The 19,881-nt window shown below is 69.9% G+C and carries 14 protein-coding genes; 6 read left to right on the top strand and 8 right to left on the bottom strand.

The window, feature by feature from the left end:
* Positions 1-44: 44 nt before the first annotated feature.
* Complete coding sequence (gene arc / locus ABZ937_RS17080; protein ID WP_361692411.1) at positions 45-1,811, bottom strand: proteasome ATPase; 1,767 nt, start codon at positions 1,809-1,811, stop codon at positions 45-47.
* Positions 1,812-2,330: 519 nt separating this feature from the next.
* Between arc and ABZ937_RS17075 the strand changes: the two genes are divergently transcribed.
* Positions 2,331-2,633 carry a ferredoxin gene (locus ABZ937_RS17075; RefSeq protein ID WP_361692408.1) on the top strand — a complete coding sequence of 101 codons (303 nt, stop codon included), beginning with the start codon at positions 2,331-2,333 and terminating at the stop codon, positions 2,631-2,633.
* A gap of 7 nt (positions 2,634-2,640) precedes the next feature.
* Here the strand turns inward: ABZ937_RS17075 and ABZ937_RS17070 are convergent, their stop codons facing one another.
* From ABZ937_RS17070 to ABZ937_RS17060, 3 genes are all read right to left on the bottom strand, one after another.
* Positions 2,641-3,222 carry a hypothetical protein gene (locus ABZ937_RS17070; protein WP_361692405.1) on the bottom strand — a complete coding sequence of 194 codons (582 nt, stop codon included), beginning with the start codon at positions 3,220-3,222 and terminating at the stop codon, positions 2,641-2,643.
* A gap of 238 nt (positions 3,223-3,460) precedes the next feature.
* Positions 3,461-4,363, bottom strand: a complete 903-nt coding sequence (locus ABZ937_RS17065) for a tRNA (adenine-N1)-methyltransferase (protein ID WP_361692402.1) — start codon at positions 4,361-4,363, stop codon at positions 3,461-3,463.
* Between the two features lie 41 nt (positions 4,364-4,404).
* Positions 4,405-6,078, bottom strand: coding sequence for a site-2 protease family protein (locus tag ABZ937_RS17060; protein WP_361692399.1), 1,674 nt, complete (start codon positions 6,076-6,078; stop codon positions 4,405-4,407).
* A gap of 178 nt (positions 6,079-6,256) precedes the next feature.
* Here ABZ937_RS17060 and ABZ937_RS17055 point away from each other — a divergent pair, with 178 nt between their 5' ends.
* Both ABZ937_RS17055 and ABZ937_RS17050 read left to right on the top strand, forming a co-directional pair.
* Positions 6,257-7,180, top strand: a complete 924-nt coding sequence (locus ABZ937_RS17055; RefSeq protein WP_361692396.1) for a RecB family exonuclease — start codon at positions 6,257-6,259, stop codon at positions 7,178-7,180.
* A 53-nt stretch (positions 7,181-7,233) separates the two neighbouring features.
* A complete protein-coding gene (locus ABZ937_RS17050; protein WP_010045368.1) occupies positions 7,234-7,905 on the top strand; it encodes a response regulator transcription factor in 672 nt (223 codons plus the stop codon).
* 66 nt (positions 7,906-7,971) lie between these two features.
* Here ABZ937_RS17050 and ABZ937_RS17045 read toward each other — a convergent pair whose 3' ends face one another.
* The 4 genes from ABZ937_RS17045 to metH all read right to left on the bottom strand — a co-directional run bounded on the left by ABZ937_RS17045 (position 7,972) and on the right by metH (position 16,019).
* Positions 7,972-9,552: an ABC transporter substrate-binding protein gene (locus ABZ937_RS17045; RefSeq protein ID WP_361692393.1), complete on the bottom strand. Its 1,581-nt coding sequence runs from the start codon at positions 9,550-9,552 to the stop codon at positions 7,972-7,974.
* A gap of 96 nt (positions 9,553-9,648) precedes the next feature.
* The gene (locus ABZ937_RS17040) at positions 9,649-11,253 is read right to left on the bottom strand and encodes an ABC transporter substrate-binding protein (protein WP_361692390.1); all 1,605 of its coding nucleotides are present in this window, start codon (positions 11,251-11,253) and stop codon (positions 9,649-9,651) included.
* A gap of 415 nt (positions 11,254-11,668) precedes the next feature.
* Positions 11,669-12,370: an HAD family phosphatase gene (locus ABZ937_RS17035; protein WP_361692387.1), complete on the bottom strand. Its 702-nt coding sequence runs from the start codon at positions 12,368-12,370 to the stop codon at positions 11,669-11,671.
* A gap of 133 nt (positions 12,371-12,503) precedes the next feature.
* The gene (gene metH / locus ABZ937_RS17030) at positions 12,504-16,019 is read right to left on the bottom strand and encodes a methionine synthase (protein ID WP_361692384.1); all 3,516 of its coding nucleotides are present in this window, start codon (positions 16,017-16,019) and stop codon (positions 12,504-12,506) included.
* Positions 16,020-16,315: 296 nt separating this feature from the next.
* Here metH and ABZ937_RS17025 point away from each other — a divergent pair, with 296 nt between their 5' ends.
* The 3 genes from ABZ937_RS17025 to glpK all read left to right on the top strand — a co-directional run bounded on the left by ABZ937_RS17025 (position 16,316) and on the right by glpK (position 19,847).
* On the top strand, positions 16,316-17,080 hold the full coding sequence (locus ABZ937_RS17025; protein ID WP_361692381.1) for an IclR family transcriptional regulator: 765 nt from the start codon (positions 16,316-16,318) through the stop codon (positions 17,078-17,080).
* Positions 17,081-17,436: 356 nt separating this feature from the next.
* Positions 17,437-18,231 (top strand): MIP/aquaporin family protein, encoded by a 795-nt coding sequence (locus ABZ937_RS17020; protein ID WP_361692378.1) that lies wholly within the window; start codon positions 17,437-17,439, stop codon positions 18,229-18,231.
* 77 nt (positions 18,232-18,308) lie between these two features.
* The gene (glpK, locus tag ABZ937_RS17015; protein ID WP_361692375.1) at positions 18,309-19,847 is read left to right on the top strand and encodes a glycerol kinase GlpK; all 1,539 of its coding nucleotides are present in this window, start codon (positions 18,309-18,311) and stop codon (positions 19,845-19,847) included.
* Positions 19,848-19,881: the final 34 nt, after the last annotated feature.

Here is a 19,881-nt window from a genome sequence, read left to right as displayed (position 1 = left end):
TCGGCTGCGGGTACCCGTCGAGGGCACCCGCAGCCGCCCTGCTGTTACAGGTACTGACCGGTGTTCGCCACCGTGTCGATGGAGCGTCCGGTGTCCGCACCCTGCTTTCCGGTGATGAGGGTACGGATGTACACGATCCGCTCGCCCTTCTTTCCGGAGATCCGGGCCCAGTCGTCCGGGTTCGTGGTGTTGGGGAGGTCCTCGTTCTCCTTGAACTCGTCGACGCATGCCTGGAGCAGGTGGGAGACGCGGAGGCCCTTCTGGGTCTTCTCCAGGAAGTCCTTGATCGCCATTTTCTTGGCGCGGCCCACGATGTTCTCGATCATGGCGCCGGAGTTGAAGTCCTTGAAGTAGAGGACTTCCTTGTCGCCGTTGGCGTAGGTGACCTCCAGGAAGCGGTTCTCCTCGGATTCGGCGTACATGTGCTCGACCGCCGTCTGGATCATGCTCTGGACGGTGGTGGTCTTGTCGCCGCCGTGCTCGTCGAGGTCGTCCGCGTGCAGCGGCAGGCGCTCGGTGAGGTACTTGCCGAAGATGTCCTTCGCCGCCTCGGCGTCCGGACGCTCGATCTTGATCTTCACGTCGAGCCGGCCGGGGCGCAGGATGGCGGGGTCGATCATGTCCTCGCGGTTGGAGGCGCCGATCACGACCACGTTCTGCAGGCCCTCGACGCCGTCGATCTCGGCGAGCAGCTGCGGGACGATGGTGTTCTCCACGTCGGAGCTGACGCCGGAGCCGCGGGTGCGGAAGAGGGACTCCATCTCGTCGAAGAAGACGATCACGGGGGTGCCCTCGCTGGCCTTCTCACGTGCACGCTGGAAGACCAGGCGGATCTGCCGCTCGGTCTCGCCGACGTACTTGTTGAGGAGCTCGGGGCCCTTGATGTTGAGGAAGAAGCTCTTGCCGGCGGCCTGGCCGGTGACCTCGGCGACCTTCTTGGCGAGCGAGTTCGCGACGGCCTTGGCGATGAGTGTCTTGCCGCAGCCGGGCGGGCCGTAGAGCAGGACGCCCTTGGGCGGGCGCAGCTCGTGCTCCTTGAAGAGGTCGGGGTAGAGATAGGGCAGCTCTACCGCGTCGCGGATCGCCTCGATCTGGTTGCCGAGGCCGCCGATGGCCTCGTAGCCGATGTCGGGGACCTCTTCGAGGACGAGTTCCTCGACCTCGCTCTTGGGTACGACCTCGTAGACGTAGCCGGAGCGGGGTTCGAGCAGGAGCGCGTCGCCGGGGCGGATGGTGACGTCCAGCAGCGGCTCGGCGAGCCGCACCACCCGCTCCTCGTCGGTGTGCCCCAGCACGAGGGCGCGCTCGCCGTCCTCGAGGATCTCCTTGAGGGTGACGATGTCGCCGACGCTCTCGAACTCCATGGCCTCGACCACGTTGAGCGCCTCGTTGAGCATGACTTCCTGGCCGCGCCGCAGGTCGTCGAGTTCGACGCTGGGGCTGACGTTCACCCGGAGCTTGCGGCCGCCGGTGAAGATGTCGGCGGTGCCGTCCTCGTTGGCCTGCAGGAAGACACCGAAGCCGGCCGGCGGCTGGGCGAGCCGGTCGACCTCCTCCTTGAGGGCCACGATCTGGTCGCGGGCCTCGCGGAGTGTGTTGGCCAGTCGCTCGTTCTGGGCGGACACGCCGGCCAGATTGGTCTGCAGCTCGACGATCCGCTCTTCGAGAATCCTCGTGTGGCGCGGAGAGTCGGCGAGCTTGCGGCGCAGGACGGCGATCTCCTGCTCAAGGTAGGCGATCTGCCCGGCCGGGTCGTCGGACCCGCGTCCCGGGCGGATGCCGCGGTTCATGTCGTCGTCGTGGGCTGCCACGGTCCTCACCTCCTCCAAGGGGAGCTGGACGCTTCCAGACCCTACCTGGGTGGGTGTCGATTGAAACCCCTAGATCACAAAGACTGTCAAGGTGTGTCGTCGGTCACCCGTTGCACACTCCCTCGCACGGAGGGGATACCCACTCAACGTGAGGGGGAAGCAGCTTGTTCCATGCATCGCATGGTCAAAACCCGCCAGGAGTGGCCGGAGTTGTCCGCTGCGGACCGATCGGCCCGTATGCGGGCAGCACGCAGGGCGCTCGTACGATCATCACGCAGAGCGACGGCGCAGTCGGTCGGTGTCACGGTCGCGGCGGCCTGAAGTGGTCGACCCGGCCGCCGGGCACTCCTCGTCCCGGTCCGGCGCTGGTACCCGAGCGGGCGGGGCCGGAAACCCGATGCGGTCGAACCGGGGCGCGATCCGGGCGGAGGTAGGGTCGAGGGTGTTCAACAGCCGCTGGAGCGGACCCGGCTGGCCTGCGCCGTGCCGGGACCGCCCGGCGAACCGACGGCAGGAGAGATGACCGTGCAGCAGGAGGCCCCGGACGGCGAGGCGCTGGAGGTCTGGATCGACCAGGACCTGTGTACCGGCGACGGGATCTGTGCCCAGTACGCGCCGGAGGTGTTCGAGCTGGACATCGACGGGCTGGCCTATGTGAAGGGCGCGGACGACGAGCTGCTCCAGGCCCCGGGGGCGACCACGCCGGTGCCGCTGCCGCTGCTGACGGACGTGGTGGACTCGGCGAGGGAGTGTCCCGGCGAGTGCATCCATGTGCGCCGGGTTTCGGACAGGGTCGAGGTGTACGGGCCCGGGGCGGAGTGAGTCCGGTTCAGACGCTGTGGGCCCCGGCCGGCGTGGAGCGCAGGAAGGCGCTGCCGTTCCACTGCCAGGTGGCCGGGGTCTTCGTGTCGGGGCAGCAACTGGGCACGGAGTCCGAGGAGTAGCCGAGGAGCGTGGCGGAGACGGCACGCGCGCGGATGGTGAAGTCGGTGACGGTGAGCCGTTCCTTGGGCTCGATGAGCGTGGCGACCACGCGGGCCTTGCCGCCGCCGGCGGAGCGGGTGAGGACGTAGACCCCGTCGGGCGGGGTGCCCATGGGGGCGTCGCAGTGCACCACCGCGACGGTTTCCGGCCTGCCGTCGCCGTCCAGGTCTCCGGTGGCCTTCTTGGCGACCACCGCCTTCACGGGACCGCATTCCAGGGGGAAGTCGACACCGGCTGTGCTCGGCGGCGCCACGGCGGCGGGGGCGGATGTGCCCTTCGTGCCGGGGGCGGGCTGGGCGGCTGTGGCCGATCCGGGCTGGACGACGGAGGAGAGGGCCACGACGCCTGCGACGGCTGTGGCGGTGGCGACCCAGTGGATGGGCCGGGTCTGGGTGTGGGCGAGCTCCGGAACGGCGGACTGCTGCACGCGGAGTGTCTCCTGTGAGGGCTGTGCCGGTGGGGTGGCCTGCATGGTGCCACACGTCACAGTGCGGGGGAACGGCGGGGGTCCGGGATTCCCGCCGGGGGTACGCCCGCGCGCGGGGGCACCGGTGCCGGTGGCTGGTCAACGAACGGGCGCCGTGGCCGATTTCCCGCGGGTCGGTGGGGAACTCGGTCACGGCGCCCTTGCGTTGTCCGCGCGCGTGGCGTGCCGGTGCGGCCGGTCAGCGGGCGGCGCCGCCGTCGGCGTTCGGTCCGGCGTAGTCCTCGCCGTAGGCGCCCTTGGCGGGGCGGCGGCGGCGCATGGGCGGCTCGACGCCGTCCGCGAGGCGGCGGGCGGTGAGCAGGAAGCCGGTGTGGCCGATCATCCGGTGGTCCGGGCGGACGGCCAGGCCCTCGATGTGCCAGTTGCGGATCATGGTCTCCCAGGCGGTCGGCTCGTTGAAGCAGCCGATCTCCCGGATGGACTCCACGGTCCGGGCGAGCTGGGTGGTGGTGGCCACGTAGCAGCACAGGATGCCGCCGGGGACGAGGGCCTTGGAGACGGCCTCCAGGCACTCCCAGGGGGCGAGCATGTCGAGGATGACGCGGTCGACGTCGGTGTCGGACAGGTTGTCCTGGAGGTCGCCGACGGTGAGCTGCCAGGCGGGGTGCGGGCCGCCGAAGTAGCGCTCCACGTTCTGCTGGGCGATCTCGGCGAAGTCCTCGCGGCGCTCGTAGGAGTGCAGCATGCCCTGGTCGCCGATGGCCCGCAGCAGGAAGCTGCTGAGCGAGCCGGAGCCGACGCCGGCCTCCACGACGCGGGCGCCGGGGAAGATGTCGGCGAAGGCGAGGATCTGCCCCGCGTCCTTGGGGTAGACGACGGCTGCCCCGCGGGGCATGGACAGGACGTAGTCGGGGAGCAGGGGGCGCAGCGCGAGGTAGGCGACGTTGCCGGTGGTGCGGACAACGCTGCCCTCGGGAGCGCCGATCAGTTCGTCGTGCGGGAAGGAACCCTTGTGGGTGTGGAAGTTCTTCCCGGCTTCGAGCGTGAACGTGTAGTGGCGGCCCTTGGGGTCGGTCAGCTGTACCTGGTCCCCGACCTTGAAGGGCCCGCGCCTGCGGGCGGCACCGGTCGGTTCGGACATGTGAACAGACTACCGGCGTTTCCGGGGGCCGCCGACCATGGCTATGCGGTGGGCCTGGCCATGGCCTTCACGAAGGCGCGCTCGACGTCCGCCGCGGACAGGACGCCGTAGATCTCGCCGGTCTCTTCCACGACCAGGTACTCGGTGGCGGGGGTGGCCCGCAGGACGTCCAGGAGTTCCTCGCCGGCCAGCTCGGCGGAGACCCGCATGCCGTCGGTCAGCTCCTGGGCGAGGCCGCTGACGGCCACCCAGGGGCGGCGGTGCTCCGGTACGCCGACGATGGCGGCCTCGCGGACGAGCGAGAGCGGGTTGCCGTCGGCGTCCACCACGACGAGGGCGCGGGCGCCGGCCGCGTTGGCGCGGCGCAGCGCCTCGGAGAGCGGGGTGTCGTTCTCGACCGGGACGGCCCGCCGGGTGAGGGTACGGGCGCGCAGCTCGGGGAGGTGTTCGCGCAGCCGGGCCATGCGCAGGCTGTTGCCGGCGCCGGTCCAGATGATCGCAGCGAGGATGGCGGCGAGCAGGGCGTCGGTGACGGTGTCCATGCCGCCCACGTCCTCGCTGCTGCCGCCGAGGGCGCCGGACTGGTTGAGCAGCGGCAGGCCGATCAGGACGGAGACGGCGAGGGCGCGGCCGACCCAGGCGGCGGCCACCGTGCCGCTCATCGGCTTGCCGGTGAGCTTCCAGACGACGGCGCGGAGCATGCGACCGCCGTCGAGGGGGAGGCCGGGGAGGAGGTTGAAGATCGCAACGATCAGGTTGGAGACCATCAGGCCGGCCAGCAGCACGCCGGGAACCGTGCCGGGCTCGACGGGCTTCATGGCGAGGTAGAAGAGGCCGGCCAGCACGAGGGAGAGGAGCGGGCCGACGAAGGCCAGCACGAACTCCCGGCCCGGGGTCTCGGCCTCCTTCTCGATCTCCGAGACACCGCCGAAGAACTGCAGCTGGATGCGGCGGACCGGGAGCTTGAAGCGGATCGCGGCGACCGTGTGGGCCAGCTCGTGGACCAGGACGGAGGCGTAGAAGGCGACCGCGAAGAAGAGGGAGACCAGGTAGCGGGCGGCGCCCAGCTCGGGCAGGACGCGGTCGAGCTGCCCGCCGAAGACCCAGGTGATCAGGGCGGCGACGAGGAACCAGCTGGGCGCGACGTAGACGGGCACGCCGAAGGGACGCCCCATGAGGATCCCACCGCCCGGCTCCTTGGGCCGCGGCTCGGGCGGCTGCCCCTTGGCGATGCCGGAGTGGGCGAGGGAACGGTGGTCGTGAACACCGTCAGGGCCGCGATGATCCGGCTCGGCCGGGCCGGGCGCGCTGTCCGCAGCGGGCTTGGGGGCCGGGGCGGGGTCGAGGGGTGCGTCCGCCACGGCGGCCTTGCCGGGCCGGGGTGCGTCCACCGCGTCGGACCCGGCGGGCCCCGGCGCCGGGGCCGGGGCGTGGGGCTCGGCCTCCGTGCCGGGCGTGGGGGGCGTGGCGGGCCTGGCGGTCGTCGCGGTGCCCTCGGCCGGGGTTTCGCTGTCGGTCGCGCTGTCCGTGTCCGGCTCGCCGTTCGCGGCAGTGTGCGGGGCCGGCGTCGGGGTGGGTTCCTCGGCGCCGTCCCTGTCGGCCTCCGGCGGAGAGTCGGGCTGGGTGTCGGTCGGTCGGGCCGTTGGGTCCGCCGAGTGCTCGGCCGGCTCTTCGCTGCCGGACCGCGGCTGCCCGCTCCCGCCGCTCACGTCCACGGTTTCCCCTCGTTCGAAGCGTCTTCCGCACCTGCCGGACGGAAGGGTCTCTGGTCGATGGTATGCGTCCTTGATGGCACGTTCCGCCCCGGCACCCCTTGTGTTTGCCCCGGGGTCGCACAGGCCACGCGGCCGGCGACTGGGTCACTGTCAGTGGTGGGCCGTAAGGTCTGTGGACATGGACAGCAGCATCGAGGAGGAGGCGGCCCCGCCGGGCGGCGCCGAGCAGACGCAACCGGCGCCGGAGCCCGCGGCCGGCAGAGGTGAGCGGAGCGCCGTCGCGCCCACCTCCCTGTCGCCCTCCCGCGCCAGTGACTTCATGCAGTGCCCGCTGCTGTACCGGTTCCGGGTGATCGACCGGCTGCCGGAGAAGCCGAGTGCGGCGGCGACGCGGGGCACGCTGGTGCATGCCGTGCTGGAGCGGCTGTTCGACGCGCCCGCCGGGGAGCGGACCGCGCCGCGGGCCAAGGCGCTGATCCCGGGGCAGTGGGACCGGCTCAGGGAGAGCAGGCCCGAGGTGAGCGAGCTGTTCGCCGACGATCCGGACGGGGAGCGGCTGGCCGGCTGGCTCGCCGAGGCCGAGCGGCTCGTGGAGCGCTGGTTCACGCTGGAGGACCCGACCCGGCTGGAGCCGGCCGAGCGGGAGCTGTTCGTGGAGGCCGAGCTGGACTCGGGGCTGCGGCTGCGCGGGATCATCGACCGGGTCGATGTGGCGCCCACGGGCGAGGTGCGGATCGTCGACTACAAGACGGGCAAGGCGCCGCGGCCGGAGTACGCCGAGGGCGCGCTGTTCCAGATGAAGTTCTACGCCCTGGTGGTGTGGCGGCTGAAGCGGGTGATCCCGCGCCGGCTGCAGCTCGTGTACCTGGGCAGCGGGGACGTGCTGACGTACGACCCGGTCCCCGCCGACCTGGAGCGGGTGGAGCGCAAGCTGCACGCGCTGTGGGAGGCCATCCGGCAGGCCACGGAGACCGGGGAGTGGCGGCCCCGGCCGACGAAGCTGTGCGGCTGGTGCGACCACCAGACGCACTGCCCGGAGTTCGGCGGCACTCCCCCGCCCTACCCGCTGCCGGTCAGCGCCCCCGAGTCAGGGACGGTGTGAAGCGGGAGACGCGCGCAGGGCAGAATGGGGCCGGACTAGCGAAGGAGTGTCACGTGGCCATCCGCGTCCTACTGGTCGACGACCAGCCTCTGCTGCGTACGGGTTTCCGGATGATCCTGGAGGCCGAGCAGGATCTCGCGGTCGTGGGCGAGGCCGGTGACGGTCTGCAGGCCCTCGACCAGGTGCGAGCACTGCAACCGGACGTCGTGCTGATGGACATCCGGATGCCGCGGATGGACGGCGTCGAGGCGACCCGGCAGATCACCGGGCCCGGGCGGGACGGCCCGGCCAAGGTGCTGGTGCTGACCACCTTCGACCTCGACGAGTACGTGGTGGAGGCGCTGCGCGCCGGGGCCAGCGGCTTTCTGCTCAAGGACGCGCCGGCCAACGAGCTGGTGCAGGCGATCCGGGTGGTGGCGGCCGGCGAGGCCATGCTCGCGCCGAGCATCACACGGCGGCTGCTGGACAAGTACGCCACGCATCTGCCGTCCGGCGAGGAGCCGGTGCCGGACACCCTGCACACCCTCACCGACCGCGAGGTGGAGGTGCTGAAGCTCGTGGCGCGCGGGCTGTCCAACGCGGAGATCGCGGCCGATCTGTTCGTCAGCGAGACGACGGTGAAGACGCACGTCGGGCATGTGCTGACCAAGCTGGGGCTCCGGGACCGGGTGCAGGCGGCGGTGTACGCGTACGAGAGCGGGCTGGTGCGCCCCGGCGCGCAGTAGGACGTCGTACACGGCAGAGGGCGCTGCTTCCCCGGGGGGAGGCAGCGCCCTGTGCGTCTGTGCGGCTCAGCTCTTGCTGAGTTCCCAGAAGCGGAACACCGTGGAGGCGTCCAGGCAGTACTCCAGGCCGTACACGCCGTCGCGGACGACCGCGTACTGCTTGGCCTGCCAGACCGGCAGGACGGGCAGTTCGGCGGCGACGATGTTCTGCAGCCTGCCGAAGTCCTTGTCGGTCGCCGCGCGGTCGCTCTGTGCGGCGGTGCCGGGGATCAGGGATCCGGTGATGGTGCGGTTGCTGTAGTTGTTGTCCAGCACGTTGCCCTTGCCGAAGAAGGGCGCGGTGAAGTTGTCGGCGTCCGGGTAGTCGGGCACCCAGCCCTTGACGTACACGCCGTACTTGCCGGCGGCGATGTCCTTCTCGTACTTGTCGAAGTCGACGGACTTGACGTCGGCGTCGAACAGGCCGCTGGCGTTGAGCTGGCCGGCGATGGCCTTCAGCTCCTCGTCGGTGGCGGGGCCGTAGCGGGACGGCGTGGACCACAGGGTGAGCTTGACCTTGCCGGAGACGCCGTCGGCGCGCAGCGCGGCGGCGGCCTTGTCCCGGGAGGGGCGGGCGCCGTAGGTGTCGAAGAAGGCCGTGTTGTGGCCCGCGATGCCCGCCGGGATGATCGAGTACAGCGGGGTGGCGGTGCCCTGGTAGACGTCCTTCATCAGGGCGTCGCGGTCGATGAGGTAGGCCATGGCCTTGCGGACGCCGAGCTTGCCGGCCACCGGGTCCTTCATGTTGAAGACCAGGTGCTGGACCTCGGCGCTGCTGCCCTCGATGACGTCGACGCCCTTGCTGTCGCTCTGCTGGTCGAGGGCGGCGATGTCGGTGGCGGTCAGGCCTCGGTAGGCGATGTCGATGCCGCCGTCGAGGAGGGACGTCTTCAGGGCGGTGCGGTCGCCGTGGAAGAACTTCAGGGTGACGCCGGAGTTCTTGACCTTGGCGGTGCCCTGGTAGTTGCCGTTGACGGAGAAGACCGCCTGGTCGTCGTCGAAGGAGTCCAGCGTGTACGGGCCGGAGCCGACGGCCTTGTGGTCGGTGCGCAGGCCGTTCGCGTCGTACTGGCGGTGGTCCACGATGGAACCGGCGCCGGAGGCGATCTTGCTGGGGAAGGTGGCGTCGGGCACCTTCAGGTGGAAGACGGCCGTCTTCGCGTCCGGTGTCTCGACCTTGTCGAGCATCGGGAACATGATCGCGGGACCGGCGGGGTCGTCGATCTTCAGCATGCGGTCGAAGGAGAACTTCACGTCCTCGGAGGTGAGGGCGTCACCGTTGCTGAACTTCAGGCCGTCCTTCAGCTCGCACTTGTAGACCATGGCCCGGTTGTCGGTGAAGCCGCACTGCTTCGCCAGTTCGGGCTGGGGTTCGGTCCCGCCCTTGGGGAAGCTGAGCAGCGACTGGAAGACGTTGTTGAACAACAGCCAGGAGCCGGGGTCGTAGCCGGATGCCGGGTCCGTGGCGAGGACGTCGTCGGACATCCCCATCACCACGGAGGAGCCGGTACCCCCGGAATCACCGGTCTCCGAGCCGCATCCGGTCAACAGGCCGGAGGCCAGCCCCGCCACGATGGGCAGAACTGGCCACTGGTTGCGCATGTTCACTTGAAGTGCCTTGTCGTCGGTTCGTCAGCCCGGGACCGCCGTCCCTGGTCCCGGGCCACGGGGCCGCGTCGTGCCGGCCCCGCGTTGGGAGAGCCGTCAGCCGCTCACACCGCGGCTCAGCTCCCACAGCTGAAGCGTCGAGGAGGAGTTGAGGGCGTAGGCCACGCCCGTGATGTCGTCCCGTGCGGCGACGTACTGCTTGCCCTGCCACAGCGGCAGGATCGGGACGTCCTCGGCGACGGTGTCCTGGATCTCGGTCAGGCTCTTGGAGGCGCCGAGCCGGTCGGCCTCGCGGCGCGACTGCGGGATCAGCGAACGCTGGATGGCGCTGTTGGCGTACGGCGAGCCGAGGAAGTTGTCCTTGTCGAGGAACGGCGCGAGGAAGTTGTCGGCGTCCGGGAAGTCCGGGAACCAACCCATGCCGTAGACGTCGTACTCGCCCTTGCGCTCGGCGGGCCGGAAGGTTTCCCAGGTGTGGCCCTGGATGGAGGCGTCGAACAGGCCGCTGTCGTTGAGCTGCTTCTGCAGCACCTCGAACTCCTGCTTGGTGGCCGAGCCGTAGTGGTCGGTGGTGTAGTGCAGGGTCAGCTTGACCGGGGTGGTGATGCCGGCCTTGGTCAGCAGGGACTTGGCCTTGTCGACGCTGGGGTTGCCGTACTTGTTGAAGAACGAGTTGGAGTGGCCGGTGACCGTGGCGGGCACCAGCGAGTACAGCGGTTCGGCCTGGGTGCCGTAGACCTTGGAGACCAGCTCGCCGCGGTTGATGAGCTGGGCCATGGCCTGGCGTACGGCCTTGGACTTGACCGTGGCCGCGTCGGTGTTGAAGGCCAGGTAGCGGATCTCCAGGCCCGGCATGTCGACCAGGTCGACCTTGCCGTCGCCGCCGGCGTCCAGCTTCTGGATCTGCGCGGGCGACATGGTGCGGGTCATCACGTCGATGTCGCCCTTGTTGATCGCGTCGCCCATGGCGTCGGCGTCGGCGAAGGCGCGCAGTTCGACCTTGTCGTTGTTCACCTTCACGGCGCCCTGGTAGGAGGCGTTCCTGGCGAAGGTGGCGCTGGCGATCGCGTCGTTCTTGACGTCGGCCTGGAAGGTGTACGGGCCGGAGCCGTCGACCTCGAAGCCGTCCCGGAGCTTGTCCTTCTCGTAGTCCTTCGGGTTGACGATGCCCGCGACCGGGGTGGACAGCTTGTACGGGAAGGTGGCGTCGGCCGTCTTCAGGTGGAAGACGACCTCGCGGTCGCCCTGCGTCTCGATGGTGTCGATGGTGTTCAGCAGGGCCGAGGGACCGCCCTCGGCGTTGATGCGCAGCACACGCTCGATCGAGTACTTGACGTCAGCGGCGGTCACCGGGTCGCCGCTCGCGAACTTCAGGCCCTCGCGCAGCTTGCAGGCGTAGCGCTCGCTGCCGCTGTCGGTGAAGGAGCAGCTCTCGGCGGCGTCCGGCACGGGCTCGCCCTCACCCTTGGGCTGCGCCATCAGGGTCTGCACGGTCTGGCGCAGGATGTTCCAGGTGCCGACGTCGTAGGCGTAGGCCGGGTCCAGGGGCGCCGGGGCTTCCTTGGTGGCCGTGAACTGGTCCGTGGTACCGACGACGATGGCGTCACCGCTCTTGCTCCCGCTGTCGGCTCCGCCGCACGCGGCGAGAACCGGGGTGAGCAGGCCGGCGACCGCCGGCAGCACCAAAGTCTTGCGGTTCATGCGGGAGTTTCTCCAGAGCTGTTCGGGTCCGTGTATCCGGCATGCATGGGTGGTGCGGCGGATCACAGGGGTTCTCGGCGATGTTCTCGCGATGAGATTAGTCCGCGCCCGCAGCGGGGCTCACGGCCGCGTGAGTTGACCCCCCATCACGCAGGGGAACCGGTCGCGGACACACCGAAAACCCGACAGCGGCATGATTAGTGCAGCATCCCATCAATCGGGACACAAGGTCCCGCCGAATCTCCGCGATCAGGATCGGTCAGCACACTTGGCCAACGTTGTCGAGCCCCGTCGGCGTGGGGAACGTCACACTCCCAACTGTGCCGCCGGTCAGCAGAATTCGGCCGCGCGGCCTGGCCGGAATTCCACTCGGGTGTACTTCCCCGGAAATGTGTCCAGCACCCCCAGTGAACGGCTAGCGCATTTCCGTCATCAGGCCCCGCAGAAATGCCAGGTCGACCTCTTCCAGGGAGGTCACGACCGTACGTCCGAGGGCCGGGCCGATGGGGGCGACGGAGGGTACGGCGACCACCCGGCAGCCCGCGGCCTCGGCGGCGGCGACGCCGGTCGCGGTGTCCTCGACCACGGCGCATCTGGCCGGATCCGCCCCCAGTCCCGCGGCGGCGAGCAGATACGGGTCCGGGTAGGGCTTGGTGCGGGAGACCTCGTCGCCGGCGATGGAGAGGGCGAAGTGGTGCGGGCCCAGCACGGACAGCACGCGGTCGATGATGCGCCGGTGGGAGGCGGAGACCAGGGCGGTCGGGATCTCGTACTCGTACAGCTCGGCGAGCAGCCGGGCGGCGCCCGGCATCAGCGGCAGGGTGCGGCCGATGCGGTCCTCGAACCCTTCGTTGAGCAGGATCGTCAGTTCGGCGAGGGTGATGTCGGCGCCGGTGGCCTCGATCAGGAACCCGGCGCTGCGGGTCATGGGACCGCCGACCACGACATGGCGCCAGGTCTCGTCCAGGGTGTGGCCGAGGGAGGCGAAGACCTCCACCTCGACGTCCCACCAGAAGCCCTCGGTGTCCACCAGGGTGCCGTCCATGTCGAGGAGTACCGCCTGCAGGGCGGAGCCTTCGGCCGTACGGGTTCCGAGCGCGGGGACCGTGCTGGTCATCCTGGCGCACCTCCTTGAGGGACGACCAGGCCGGTTCCCGGACAGGGAACCGGCCTGCGGTGGACCGACCAGTGTACGACTTATCCGATCAGTGTGCCGGTTGCGACACGGTCGGTGTGGCGGGAGACGTCCGTCACCGCGCGTTGAAGTACTTCGCCTCCGGGTGGTGGATCACGATGGCGTCCGTGGACTGCTCGGGGTGCAGCTGGAACTCCTCGGACAGGTGGACGCCGATCCGCTCGGGCCGCAGGAGGCCGGCGATCTTGGCGCGGTCCTCCAGGTCGGGGCAGGCGCCGTAGCCGAGGGAGAAGCGGGCTCCCCGGTACTTCAGGGCGAACATGTCCTCGATGTCGGCGGGGTCCTCGCCGCCGAAGCCGAGTTCGGCGCGGACGCGGGCGTGCCAGTACTCGGCGAGCGCCTCGGCCAACTGGACGGACAGGCCGTGCAGTTCGAGGTAGTCGCGGTAGGAGTTCGACTCGAACAGCTTGGCCGTCTCCTCGCCGATGCGGGAGCCGACGGTGACGACCTGGAGGCCGACCACGTCCGTCTCGCCCGACTCCTCCGGGCGGAAGAAGTCGGCCAGGCACAGCCGCCGGCCGCGGCGCTGGCGCGGGAAGGTGAAGCGGGTGCGCTCGTTGCCCTGCTCGTCCAGGATGATCAGGTCGTCGTCCTTGGACACGCAGGGGAAGTAGCCGTAGACGACGGCCGCTTCGAGGAGGTTCTCGGTCTGGAGGCGGTCGAGCAGGCCGCGCAGCCGGGGCCGGCCCTCGGTCTCGACCAGTTCCTCGTAGGTCGGTCCCTCGCCGGTGCGGGCCTGCTTGAGCCCCCACTGGCCCTTGAAGAGCGCGCCCTCGTCCAGCCAGCTCGCGTACTCCTTGAGCTGGATGCCCTTGATCACCCGGGTGTCCCAGAACGGCGGGGTGGGCACGGGGTTGTCGGTGGCGACGTCGGAGCGGACGTGCCCCTCCTCGGGCCGCTCCTCGATCCGGGCGGCGGCCGTGGCGCGCACCCGGCGCTGCTTCAGCTCGGGCAGCTGCGCGCCGGGCAGGCCGCGCTTGACGCCGATCAGCGCGTCCATGAGGCGCAGGCCCTCGAAGGCGTCGCGGGCGTAGCGGACCTCGCCCTCGTAGATCTCGTGGAGGTCCTGTTCGACGTAGGCGCGGGTCAGGGCGGCGCCGCCGAGGATGACCGGGAAGCGGGCGGCGAGGCCGCGCTGGTTCAGCTCCTCCAGGTTCTCCTTCATGATCACCGTGGACTTGACCAGGAGCCCGGACATGCCGATGACGTCCGCCCGGTGCTCCTCGGCCGCCTCCAGGATCGCGGAGACCGGCTGCTTGATGCCCAGGTTGACGACGTTGTAGCCGTTGTTGGACAGGATGATGTCGACCAGGTTCTTGCCGATGTCGTGCACGTCGCCGCGCACGGTCGCCAGCACGATCGTGCCCTTGCCCTCGGCGTCCGACTTCTCCATGTGCGGTTCGAGGTGGGCGACGGCGGCCTTCATGACCTCGGCGGACTGGAGGACGAACGGCAGCTGCATCTGGCCGGAGCCGAACAGGTCGCCGACGACCTTCATGCCGTCCAGGAGGGTCTCGTTGACGATGTCCAGGGCGGGGCGGGTCGTCAGGGCCTCGTCGAGGTCGGCCTCCAGGCCGTTGCGCTCGCCGTCGATGATGCGGCGCTTGAGGCGCTCCTCCAGGGGCAGCGCGGCCAGCTCCTCGGCCTTGCCTGCCTTCAGGGACTTCGCCGTGGCGCCCTCGAAGAGCTGCATGAGCTTCTGCAGCGGGTCGTAGCCCTCGCTGCGGCGGTCGTGGATCAGGTCCAGGGCCGTCTGGACCTCTTCCTCGCTGAAGCGGGCGATGGGCAGGATCTTGCTCGCGTGGACGATCGCGGAGTCCAGGCCCGCCTTGACGCACTCGTCCAGGAAGACGGAGTTCAGCAGGATGCGGGCGGCCGGGTTGAGGCCGAAGGAGATGTTCGACAGGCCCAGCGTGGTCTGCACGGCCGGGTGCCGCTTCTTCAGCTCGCGGATCGCCTCGATGGTGGCGATGCCGTCCTTGCGGGACTCCTCCTGACCGGTGCAGATGGTGAAGGTCAGGGTGTCGATGAGGATGTCGTCCTCGCGGATGCCCCAGTTCCCGGTGAGGTCGTCGATGAGCCGTTCGGCGATCTCGACCTTCTTCTCGGGGGTGCGGGCCTGGCCCTCCTCGTCGATGGTGAGCGCGATGAGGGCGGCGCCGTGCTCCTGCGCGAGCTTCGTGACCTTCGCGAACCGGGACTCGGGTCCGTCGCCGTCCTCGTAGTTGACGGAGTTGATCACGGCGCGGCCGCCGAGCTTCTCCAGGCCCGCCCGGATGACGTCGACCTCGGTGGAGTCCAGGACGATCGGCAGGGTGGAGGCGGTGGCGAAGCGGCCGGCCAGCTCCTCCATGTCGGCGACGCCGTCCCGGCCGACGTAGTCCACGCACAGGTCGAGCATGTGCGCGCCCTCGCGGATCTGCTCGCGTGCCATCTCGACGCAGTCGTCCCAGCGGGCGTCCAGCATGGCCTCGCGGAACTTCTTGGAGCCGTTGGCGTTGGTGCGCTCGCCGATGGCCAGGTAGGAGGTGTCCTGGCGGAACGGCACCGCCTGGTAGAGGGAGGCGGCGCCCGGCTCGGGGCGCGGGGTGCGCGCGGGCGGGGTGAGGCCCTGGACCCGCTCCACGACCTGGCGCAGGTGCTCGGGGGTGGTGCCGCAGCAGCCGCCGACGAGGGAGAGGCCGTACTCGTGGACGAAGGTCTCCTGGGCGTCGGCCAGCTCCGGCGCGGTCAGCGGGTAGTGGGCGCCGTCCTTGCCGAGGACCGGCAGGCCCGCGTTGGGCATGCAGGACAGCGGGATCCGGGCGTTGCGGGCGAGGTGGCGCAGGTGCTCGCTCATCTCGGCCGGGCCGGTGGCGCAGTTCAGGCCGATCATGTCGATGCCGAGCGGCTCCAGCGCCGTGAGAGCCGCGCCGATCTCGGAGCCGAGCAGCATGGTGCCGGTGGTCTCGACGGTGACGGACACGATGACCGGGGCGTCCAGACCGAGGGCGGCAAGGCCCCGGCGGGCGCCGAGGACGGCGGCCTTGGTCTGGAGGAGGTCCTGGGTGGTCTCCACGAGCAGCGCGTCGGCGCCGCCGGCGATCAGGCCCTCGGCGTTGCGCTGGTAGGCGTCGCGCAGGGTGGTGTACGGGGCGTGGCCGAGGGTGGGCAGCTTGGTGCCGGGGCCCATGGAGCCGAGGACCCAGCGGGGCCGGCCGTCCTTGGCGGTGAACTCGTCGGCGACCTCGCGGGCCACGCGGGCGCCGGCCTCGGACAGCTCGTGGACGCGGTCGGAGATGTCGTACTCGCCGAGGGCGGAGTGGTTGGCCCCGAAGGTGTTGGTCTCGACGCAGTCGACGCCCACGGCGAAGTACGCCTCGTGGACGGAGCGGACGATGTCGGGGCGGGTGAGGTTGAGGATCTCGTTGCAGCCCTCAAGGTGCTCGAAGTCCTCAAGGGTGGGCTCCTGGGCCTGGAGCATGGTGCCCATGGCTCCGTCGGCGACCACCACACGGGTGGCGAGCGCCTCGCGGAGCGCGGACACACGGGTCCGGCTGTCGGCGGAAGGGGACGTTGGCGACGAGGCCATGTAGGGGCTCCCTGGGATGCGACGGCTGTCGGCTATGCGGTTTCCCTGACGGGCGGGGGTGGCCGCACGGCGCCAGAGTAACCGGGAGTCGGCTTGGATGGGCACCGGCGTCCACGTGACGGACGCGGGTGGCCCGGATGCCACGCTCAGGTCACGTGTGATGTAACAGGTGCCGTCCGACCATTAGCGGTGGGTCGGCATGGACCGGTAGTGTTCGACATTGCCGAACGGTGTTGTCGGCTGTACCGAGGCAGTCATAACCGAGGGCAGTCATAGGGGACGGAGGCAGGACGGCGATGGCACGGAACATCCAGTCGCTCGAACGGGCGGCGGCGATGCTGCGGCTGCTCGCGGGCGGCGAGCGGAGGCTCGGCCTCTCGGACATCGCCTCGTCACTGGGCCTCGCCAAGGGCACGGCCCACGGCATCCTGCGCACCCTCCAGCAGGAGGGGTTCGTGGAGCAGGACGACGCCTCCGGCCGCTACCAGCTGGGCGCGGAGCTGCTGCGCCTCGGCACCACCTATCTCGACGTGCACGAACTGCGGGCGCGGGCGCTGGTGTGGACCGACGACCTGGCCCGCTCCAGCGGGGAGAGCGTGTACCTGGGCGTCCTGCACCAGCAGGGCGTGCTGATCGTGCACCACGTCTTCCGGCCCGACGACAGCCGGCAGGTGCTGGAGATCGGGGCCATGCAGCCGCTGCACTCCACGGCGCTGGGCAAGGTGCTGTCGGCGTACGACCCGGTGGCGCACAGCGAGGCGCTGGAGGCCGACCGGAAGCCCTTCACCGACCGCACGGTGTGCGACCCCGGCGACTTCGACCGGCTCCTCGACGTCACGCGCGCGCGTGGGTACGCGGCCGACGTGGAGGAGACCTGGGAGGGCGTGGCGTCGATCGCCGCGCCCATCCACGACCGGCGCCGCATGCCCGTGGGCGCGGTCGGCATCACCGGCGCCGTGGAACGGCTGTGCCGGGAGGGCGAGCTGCGCCCCGAGCTGATCGCGGCGGTGCGGGACTGCGCCCGCGCGGTCTCCCGCGACCTGGGCGCCGGGCGGTTCTGAGCGGCTGCGGCCGCACACCCGGAACGACCGGAACGACCGGAACGCCAGGCGGCGTTCCGGTCGTCGCCCTACCCTGAAATGGACAAACAGGGCTATACCGTACGTCCGCGCATGAAGGTCGATAACCCGCAGCGATCAATAACGATCCTGTTTTCGATAACAGAACTCTTGACGCACGCGTAACGCCGAAGCAAGACTCCCGTCCATCGGTCGGCATTGTCGAACACCTACCGGCAATACGCGCTAGAGTGTGACAACGCCAAGGGCCAGCACATCGCTCTCACCCCCGAGGGCGCCAGTTCCCCGGAGGGACCCGGGGTTCGGCTACCCCTGGACGAAGGACAAAGGAGTCGCGGGTGTCCAGCTCCGACATCTTCATCGGCGAGACCATCGGTACCGCCATACTCATCCTGCTCGGCGGCGGCGTCTGTGCCGCCGTCACGCTGAAGGCCTCCAAGGCCCGTAACGCCGGTTGGCTCGCCATCACCTTCGGGTGGGGCTTCGCCGTTCTGACGGCTGTGTACATCTCCGGACCGCTGTCCGGTGCCCATCTCAACCCGGCCGTCACCGTCGCCCTGGCCATCAAGGACGGCGACTGGAGCAACGTTCCGACCTACCTCGCCGGCCAGCTGCTCGGCGCGATGATCGGTGCGGCGCTGGTGTGGGTCGCCTACTACGGCCAGTTCCAGGCGCACCTGACCGACAAGGAGATCGTCGGCGGTCCGGGCGCCCAGGCCACCACGGCCAAGGCGGTCGAGGCCCAGGAGAAGGGGGCCGGTCCGGTCCTCGGCATCTTCTCCACCGGTCCGGAGATCCGGAACGTGGCGCAGAACCTGGCCACGGAGATCATCGGCACCGTGGTGCTGATCCTCGCGGTCCTCACCCAGGGCCTGAACGACAAGGGCAACGGCCTCGGCATCCTCGGCGGTCTGATCACCGCGCTGGTGGTCGTGTCGATCGGTCTGTCGCTCGGCGGCCCGACGGGCTACGCGATCAACCCGGCCCGTGACCTGGGTCCGCGCATCGTGCACGCCCTGCTGCCGCTGCCCAACAAGGGTGGTTCCGACTGGAGCTACGCCTGGATCCCGGTGGTCGGTCCGCTGATCGGCGGCGCCATCGCGGCAGGCATCTACAACGTCGCCTTCGCTTAAAGAAGCCGCGCTCAGGCACCGAATCTTCAAGCACGCGCCGTACAGCCCCATCACCACGGACCTTTCAGGAGCACACAGTGACCGACGCCCACACCGCAGGCCCCTTCATCGCGGCGATCGACCAGGGCACGACCTCCTCGCGCTGCATCGTCTTCGACCGGGACGGCCGTATCGTCTCCGTCGACCAGAAGGAGCACGAGCAGATCTTCCCGAAGCCGGGCTGGGTCGAGCACAACGCCAACGAGATCTGGACCAACGTCCAGGAGGTCGTCGCCGGCGCCGTCGCCAAGGCCGGCATCACCCGTGACGACATCAAGGCCATCGGTATCACCAACCAGCGCGAGACCACCGTGCTGTGGGACAAGAACACCGGTGAGCCCGTCCACAACGCCATCGTCTGGCAGGACACCCGCACCGACTCCCTCTGCAAGGAGCTGGGCCGCAACGTCGGCCAGGACCGCTTCCGCCGCGAGACCGGCCTCCCGCTGGCCTCGTACTTCTCCGGTCCGAAGGCCCGCTGGCTGCTCGACCACGTCGACGGCCTGCGCGAGCGCGCCGAGGCGGGCGACATCCTCTTCGGCACCATGGACACCTGGGTCATCTGGAACCTGACCGGCGGTGTCAACGGCGGCAAGCACGTCACCGACGTCACCAACGCCTCCCGCACCCTTCTCATGAACCTGCACACCATGCAGTGGGACGAGAAGATCGCCGAGTCCATCGGCGTCCCGCTGGCGATCCTGCCGGAGATCCGCTCCTCCGCCGAGGTCTACGGCGAGATCACCGGCGGCAAGCTCGGCGAGCTGCTCGGCGGCATCCCGGTCGCCTCCGCGCTCGGCGACCAGCAGGCGGCCCTGTTCGGCCAGTGCTGCTTCGCCGAGGGCGAGACCAAGTCGACCTACGGCACCGGCACCTTCATGGTGATGAACACCGGTGACAAGATCATCAACTCCTACGCGGGCCTGCTGACCACGGTCGGCTACAAGATCGGCGAGCAGCCGACGGTCTACGCGCTGGAGGGCTCGATCGCCGTCACCGGCTCGCTGGTGCAGTGGATGCGCGACCAGATGGGCCTGATCTCCACCGCCGCCGAGATCGAGACGCTCGCGCTCTCGGTCGAGGACAACGGCGGCGCCTACTTCGTGCCGGCCTTCTCGGGCCTGTTCGCCCCGCACTGGCGCTCCGACGCCCGCGGTGTGATCGCCGGTCTGACCCGGTACGTCACGAAGGCGCACCTCGCGCGCGCCGTCCTCGAAGCCACCGCCTGGCAGACGCGGGAGATCGCCGACGCCATGGTCAAGGACTCCGGCGACGAGCTGGTGGCCCTGAAGGTCGACGGTGGCATGACGGCCAACAACCTGCTGATGCAGACGCTCGCCGACGTCCTCGACGCGCCGGTGGTGCGCCCGATGGTCGCCGAGACCACCTGCCTCGGCGCCGCTTACGCCGCCGGCCTCGCCGTCGGCTTCTGGTCCAGCACGGACGAACTGCGCGCCAACTGGCGCCGGGCCGCCGAGTGGACCCCCCGGATGGACGCGGACACCCGCGACCGTGAGTACAAGAACTGGCTCAAGGCCGTCGACCGGACCATGGGCTGGATCGAGGACGAGAGCTGAGCGCCCCCAGACGGCTCAGACATCTCTGACGAGG

The organism is Streptomyces sp. NPDC046727 (assembly GCF_040645635.1).
GTDB lineage: Bacteria > Actinomycetota > Actinomycetes > Streptomycetales > Streptomycetaceae > Streptomyces.
Note: the sequence above shows the minus strand (reverse complement) of the source record. Positions and strands in the feature narration are given on the sequence as shown.